The 6,211-nt window shown below is 69.7% G+C and carries 5 protein-coding genes; all 5 read right to left on the bottom strand.

Features of this window, described 5'->3' with window-relative positions; all coding sequences use genetic code 11:
• Positions 1 to 347: 347 nt before the first annotated feature.
• Positions 348 to 1,322 (bottom strand): porphobilinogen synthase, encoded by a 975-nt coding sequence (gene hemB / locus ACYVKA_RS12345; RefSeq protein ID WP_460705784.1) that lies wholly within the window; start codon positions 1,320 to 1,322, stop codon positions 348 to 350.
• An 87-nt stretch (positions 1,323 to 1,409) separates the two neighbouring features.
• Positions 1,410 to 3,044, bottom strand: coding sequence for a uroporphyrinogen-III synthase (locus tag ACYVKA_RS12340; RefSeq protein WP_460705782.1), 1,635 nt, complete (start codon positions 3,042 to 3,044; stop codon positions 1,410 to 1,412).
• Positions 3,041 to 4,009: a hydroxymethylbilane synthase gene (gene hemC, locus ACYVKA_RS12335; RefSeq protein ID WP_460705780.1), complete on the bottom strand. Its 969-nt coding sequence runs from the start codon at positions 4,007 to 4,009 to the stop codon at positions 3,041 to 3,043. Before hemC ends, ACYVKA_RS12340 begins: the two co-directional genes overlap by 4 nt.
• Positions 4,006 to 5,379 carry a glutamyl-tRNA reductase gene (locus ACYVKA_RS12330; RefSeq protein ID WP_460705778.1) on the bottom strand — a complete coding sequence of 458 codons (1,374 nt, stop codon included), beginning with the start codon at positions 5,377 to 5,379 and terminating at the stop codon, positions 4,006 to 4,008. The genes hemC and ACYVKA_RS12330 overlap by 4 nt, the downstream gene beginning before the upstream one ends.
• On the bottom strand, positions 5,376 to 6,062 hold the full coding sequence (locus ACYVKA_RS12325; protein ID WP_460705776.1) for a redox-sensing transcriptional repressor Rex: 687 nt from the start codon (positions 6,060 to 6,062) through the stop codon (positions 5,376 to 5,378). The genes ACYVKA_RS12330 and ACYVKA_RS12325 overlap by 4 nt, the downstream gene beginning before the upstream one ends.
• Between the last annotated feature and the right edge of the window lie 149 nt (positions 6,063 to 6,211).

Below are 6,211 nucleotides of genomic sequence, written 5' to 3'. Positions count from 1 at the left end.
TTGAGTTCTCAAGAATCGGGTGCGACCCGCACATCCATCCCGAAGGACATCCGCTTGGGGCAACTCGACCAAACTTACTGCAATCAACTCCCCGATGTCAAACCGGCTTGTCAGATCCAGTTCGGGAGACCCTTCCGGGCTCCCGGCCGCTGCGCGACTCGAAGAACATTATTGCTTCGTGACCTCGGAGTCAAATCCGTGATCCTTGCGTTCCAAGGCGCGCCAGAGCCGACGATTCCTCGCCAGGTCCGCTGCCCTTGGGTGCTTCGACCGCGTTTTGCAGCCTGGTGAACACTACGGACCCGGGGGCAGCTCGTCAAATCGGCCGTCCACCGGGGCGGAGCTCGTCAGCGTGCCGTCCGCTGGGCCCACTCCAGGGCCCAGTAGGTCAGGGTGATGTCGGCACCGGCACGGCGGATCGCCAGCAGGCTCTCGTCGATGGTGCGCTCGCGGTCCAGCCATCCGTTGGCGGCGGCGGCCTCGACCATCGAGTACTCCCCCGAGACGTTGTAGGCGGCCACGGGAACGTCCACCTGGTCGCGCACCATGCGCAGGATGTCCAGGTACGGCAGGGCCGGCTTCACCATCACGATGTCAGCACCCTGGTCGATGTCGGCGAAGACCTCCCGCAGGGCCTCGCGGACATTGGCCGGGTCCTGCTGGTAGGTCTTGCGGTCCCCCTGCAAGGAGCTGTCAACCGCCTCACGGAAGGGGCCGTAGAAGGCGCTCGCGTACTTGGCGCCATAGGCCATGATCGCGACATCGGTGTGGTCTGCATCGTCCAGGGCCTCCCGGATCGCGGCGACCTGGTTGTCCATCATCCCCGAGGGCGCCACCACGTGGGCGCCGCACTCGGCGTGGATGCGCGCCATCTCGGCATAGAGCAGCACCGTCACGTCATTGTTGACCACGCCGTCGGGGTTGAGCACTCCACAGTGGCCGTGGTCGGTGAACTCGTCGAGGCAGACATCGCTCATGACCAGCAGGCTGTCGCCCACTTCCTCGCGCACTGCCGTGATCGCGCGGTTCAAAATCCCCTTGGGGGCCAGCGCCTGGGTTCCGGTCGCATCCTTGTCCTCCGGTTTCGGCACGCCGAAGAGCATGATCCCGGCCAGGCCGGCCTCGGCACACTCACCGGCCACCCGGCGGATGCCGTCGAGGGTGTGCTGCTGGACCCCCGGCATGGAACTGATCGAGCGCGCCTGGTCGATCCCGTCGGCGACGAAGGCCGGCAGAATGAGGTGCCGCGCCTCCACGCTGGTCTCGCTCACCATGGCGCGCATGGCCGGGTTGGTACGAAGTCGACGAGGACGATTGGTCATCCCCCCACCCTACGCCGCCCGTGTGGACCCCCGGAATGACAAGGCCGTCCCCGCGCTCAGCATGGGGACGGCCTCACAGGAGTTCGTTCAGGCGGTGCGTCGGCGACGTCGGGTCTCGCTCGGCTTGGTGACCGGACGTCCCTCGGCCACCAGATCCGCGCGCCGCTGCTGCGCGAAGTCGGCCAGGGCGTCGACCAGCTCGATCGCACCGGGGGTCGGGGCCTGGACGTCGACCCGCAGGCCGTGGTCGGCGCAGGTCTCCGCGGTGCGGGGTCCGATCGCTGCGATCACCGTGTGGTTGTGCGGTTTGCCGGCGATGCCCACCAGGTTGCGCACCGTCGACGAGGAGGTGAAGACCGCGGCATCGAACTTGCCCGTCTTGATGGCCTCGCGCGTCTCGGCCGGAGGAGGGGAGGCACGCACCGTGCGGTAGGCCGTCACATCGTCGACCTCCCAGCCGAGCTCGATGAGGCCGGTGACCAGCACCTCCGTCGCGATGTCGGCACGAGGCAGCAGCACCCGGTTGATCGGGTCCAGGAGGTCGTCATAGGCCGGGAACTCCGCGGCCAGGCCGGCAGCCGAATGCTCACCGTGCGGCACGAGGTCGGCCACGATCCCCCAGCCCCGCAGGGCCTTGGCGGTGGCATTGCCGACCGCGGCAATCCGCAGGCCACTGAAGGCGCGGGCGTCCAGGCCGTAGTCGGCCAGCCGGTCACAGATGGCGCGCACCGCATTCGTGGAGGTGAAGACCACCCACTCGTAACAGCCCTCGACCAGCCCACGCACCGCCTTGTCCATCTGCTGCGGTGTGCGTGGGGGCTCCACCGAGATCGTCGGGACCTCGTCGGCGTGGGCGCCGTACATCTCCAGCCGCGCCACCATCTCGCCCGACTGGTCCTTGGTGCGGGGCACCAGGACACGCCATCCGAACAGGGGCTTGCGCTCGAACCAGTCCAGCTCCTCGCGCTCCTGGACGTCGACGGCCGCCCCGATCATCACGTGCACCTGGGCCGACGGGTCCAAGGTGCGTGAGGCCTTGACCAGCTCGGAGAGCTTCAGCTGACGCGAGTGCTGGGACGTACTGCCCCCGGAGAAGGTGAGCAGGACCTGTTCGTCGCCACGCCGCCCCGAATGCAGGGCGTGCTGGTGGACCAGGGCCAGCTGCTGTGCCCGGGCATGGACCACGAGGTTGCCGTCCTCGGCCCACGTGCCGTTCTTCTCCAGGCCGGCCTGGTCGGCAGCCTCGGGCAGTGTGATCAGCTGCACCCGCTCCTGGTGCAGGGCCACGCCGGCATATTCGGGCACCGCCGTCATCGCGGAGACCCCCGGCACGATCTCGATGTCGAGCCCCGCCTGCGCGCAGGCCGCTGCCTCGCGGGCGATACCCCCATCGAGGAAAGGATCACCGGCCACCAGGTGGACGACCTGCGCCGCGCCGGCCGCCGCCTCGACCAGCGCCTTGATCCGCGCATCGCGCGAGGCCGGCACCTCGCCCGCGGGTGCGAAGTTCAGCACGACCGCGCTGGGCGAGAGCTTGACCTGCGAGAGGTGGACCACCTGGCGCAGGGCCTCGGAGTCCACGAAGACCGCGTCGGCCTCCTCGAGCGCGAGGACGGCTGCCAGCGTCAGCAGGTTCGGATCGCCGGGGCCTGCGCCCACGAAGACCACACGTCCACGTCCTCCAGCGGCCTGGGGCGCGTTCTGGATGTCCACTTGGTTCACTCCGCCTCTGGCCTGGCACGCGTGGCGTCCAACTGACCGAGCACCTCTCCAGCGAGGGTCTGGCCCAGCTCCACCGCACGGGCCGCCGGCCCCTTGTGTTGAGCCCTGACAAGGGCCCCGTGGGATGATTCTTCACCGGCCACTGCCCGCAGGGTCAAATCCTCGCCCGTGACGACCGCATGTGCCCCGACGGGAGCCAGGCATCCCGCCTCGAGACGGGACAGGAAGCCGCGCTCCGCCTCGACCGCTGCCCGGGTGGGAAGGTGGTCGATCTCGGCCAGCGCCCGCCGCACGTGCTCGGGAGCATCCTCATGGCACTCCACCGCCAGGGCGCCCTGCCCCGCGGCCGGCAGGAACTCGTCAGTTCCCATCACCCGCACGGGCAGGCCGCCCAGCTGTCTCTGGACGGTGGCGGTGACGTCCTGTCCGATCACCTCCGGCGAGAGCCGGCCCAGGCGCACCAGCCCAGCGGCCGCCAGGACGGTCGCATCCACCTCGCCCACGCGGACCAGGTCGAGGCGCCGGTCGACATTGCCGCGGATCGGCACCACCTCGATACGCACCCCGCTCCGGCGCGCCAGCGCCTCCAGCTGCACCGCACGACGGGGTGAGCCGGTGCCCACCCGGGTGCCGTCGCGCCACTGCGCGAGGTCCAGGCCCACCAGGACGTCACGCACGTCCTCACGCTCCGGGATGCCTGCCACCACCAACTGGGGGGCCGGTGCGACCGGCAGGTCCTTCAGGGAGTGCACCGCGACGTCGATCTGGCCCGACCGCAGCAGGTCGCGCACGGCCGTCGCGAAGATCCCGGTGCCGCCGATCTCGCTGAGCCGGCGACGGTCGATGTCACCCAGGGAGTCGATGCCGGTCAGCTCACACTCGTGGCCGAGCTCTTGCAGTCGGGCCGCCACCCATTCGGCCTGCGCCACAGCCAGCGGGGACCGCCTTGCTCCGATCCTGATCATGCTGAAGCTCCTTCCTGGAAGTCCTCCACGACGACCGGGGCCAGGAAGCCCTCGGCAGGGAGGATGCCGTGGACCTGTTCGGTCACGGCGCGACGGGCCTCGGGCGGGCAGTCGTCCGGGTCGCTCAGCGCCACGGACTTGCCCTCGAGGGCGAACAGCGAGCGGAGCACCGCGGCATAGTCCACCGGGGCCTCCCCGCCAGCGAACTCGCGCACCCGAACGGTGGGCGAATGGATCAACTTCTCGGCCACCCGGTTGAGCGCATTGTGCACCTGGGCCTGCGCCGCCTCGTCGAGACCGGGCATCCGCCGGGTCAGGCGTCTCATCTCGGCCTCGACCACCCCGCTGGCCATCTGGCGCAACGCCACCACCGTCGGTGTCACCGCCTGGGCCCGCTGTTTGGCCAGGAATGCCGTCACCTCGGAGGCCACCAGACGGGTGGCGGCCTCGACGTCGAGCTCGTCCTCCCCCTGCGAGGCCTCCTTGATGCTGGCCAGGTTCACCAGGTGCACACCGCGGGTGACCACGTCCGGGTCTACGTCCGGCGGCATCGCGAGATCGATCAGGACCTGGGGTGCTGGTCCGTTCCCCAGGCTCTCGGCGCTCACCAGGCTGCCGGCGGCACCAGTGCAGGTGACCACCACGTCGTGCTCCGCCACTGCGGCGTCGAGGTCCTCCATCGCGATGGCGATTCCGCCCACCTCGGCGGCCAGCCGTTCTGCCTTGACCAGGGTGCGGTTGGCGCAGTCGACGACCGCTCCGTGGGCGGCCAGCGTGCGCGCGGCCAGACCGGCCATCGCGCCTGCGCCCACGACCAGGCACCGGGAACCCTCGACCTGGAAGTCGCCCTCGAGCTGCTGCATGGCCGCGGTCAGCACCGAGCGGCCCGCGGCACCGATCGAGGTCTCGGACTGCACCCGCTTGCCGACCCGCAGGGCCGTCTGGAAGAGCTGGTTGATCGCGGGCCCCGAGGTCTGGTCCTCCTGCGCCGCCGACAGCGACTCGCGCACCTGCCCCAGGATCTGGTTCTCACCCACCACCAGCGAGTCCAGGCCGGCCACCAGCGAGAAGCAGTGCTTGACCGCCGCCTCGTCGTAGAAGACACGGCAGACGTCGGAGAGCTCGGCGCGCGTGATGCCAGCCTGGGCGGCCAGGGGTTCCGCGATCGCCTCCAGCCCGGCATGGAAACGCTCGGTGTCGACGTAGACCTCGGTGCGGTTGCAGGTGGAGATCACCAGCGCCTCGTCGACATGGGCCGCGTGGACCAACCGGTCCGACAGCTCACGGCTGGCCTGGCGATCCATGGAGGCCCGGGCCAGCAGATCGAGGTCTGCCGTGCGGTGGTTGATGCTGACAGCCAGAAGGGTCACTGGTCATGCTCCTGCGCGGTGGTGGGGACTTTCGAGACCCGCTGCATGGTGCGGCGGGTCTCGTGGAAGGCAAGGATGTTGAGCTCGCGGGACAGGTCGACGGTGCGCACCGTCACCTCGGGCGGTGCGTTGACCGCGCCCGAGGCGAAGTTGAGGATGCTGCGCAGCCCCGCCGCAGCCAACCGGTCGACCATCGACTGGGCCGCCTCGGGCGGGGTGGTGATGATGGCGATGCGGGGCGAGGTCTGGGCGACCACCTCGTCGAGCTCGTCGACGTGCTGCACCAGGGTGCCGCCCACCATCGTCCCCACCAGGGCGGGGTCGACGTCGAGCAGGGCCGCCAGCGAGAAGTCACGCTGGAGCAGTTCGCGGTGGGTGGACAGTGCCGTCCCGAGGTTGCCGACCCCGACGATCACGACCGGCCAGGAGCTCCCGCCGCCCAGGATCTCACCGATCTCGCGCAGCAGCACCGAGACCTCGTAGCCGATCCCGCGCGTTCCATAGCTGCCGAACCAGGACAGGTCGCGTCGCAGCAGGGCCGGCTGGACCCCCGCGAGCTCGGCCAGGTCACTGGAGCTGACATGGGTGGTGCCCGCCAGCTGCAGGCCCTCGAGCGCATGGCGGTAGTCCGGAAGACGGGCAATCGTCGCCTCCGGGATCTGCAACTCGACAGGGCTTGTCATCCACACTCCTGGCCCGCCTACCGGCAAGCCTGATTCGATCGGGCGCGTCCCTTGGGACCCGTGAGGGAACCAACGGCACGTCTGGACTGTAACCACGCAGCCACCGGCTCACAAAGAACTCGACCACGGGTCGGTCGGGGGGTGGGCGG

The organism is Luteococcus sediminum (assembly GCF_054783495.1).
Note: the sequence above shows the minus strand (reverse complement) of the source record. Positions and strands in the feature narration are given on the sequence as shown.

Coding starts and splice junctions, on each gene's coding strand:
- hemB (WP_460705784.1), bottom strand. CDS start 1,322: ATGACCAATCGTCCTCGTCGACTTCGTACCAACCCGGCCATGCGCGCC.
- hemC (WP_460705780.1), bottom strand. CDS start 4,009: ATGATCAGGATCGGAGCAAGGCGGTCCCCGCTGGCTGTGGCGCAGGCC.
- ACYVKA_RS12325 (WP_460705776.1), bottom strand. CDS start 6,062: ATGACAAGCCCTGTCGAGTTGCAGATCCCGGAGGCGACGATTGCCCGT.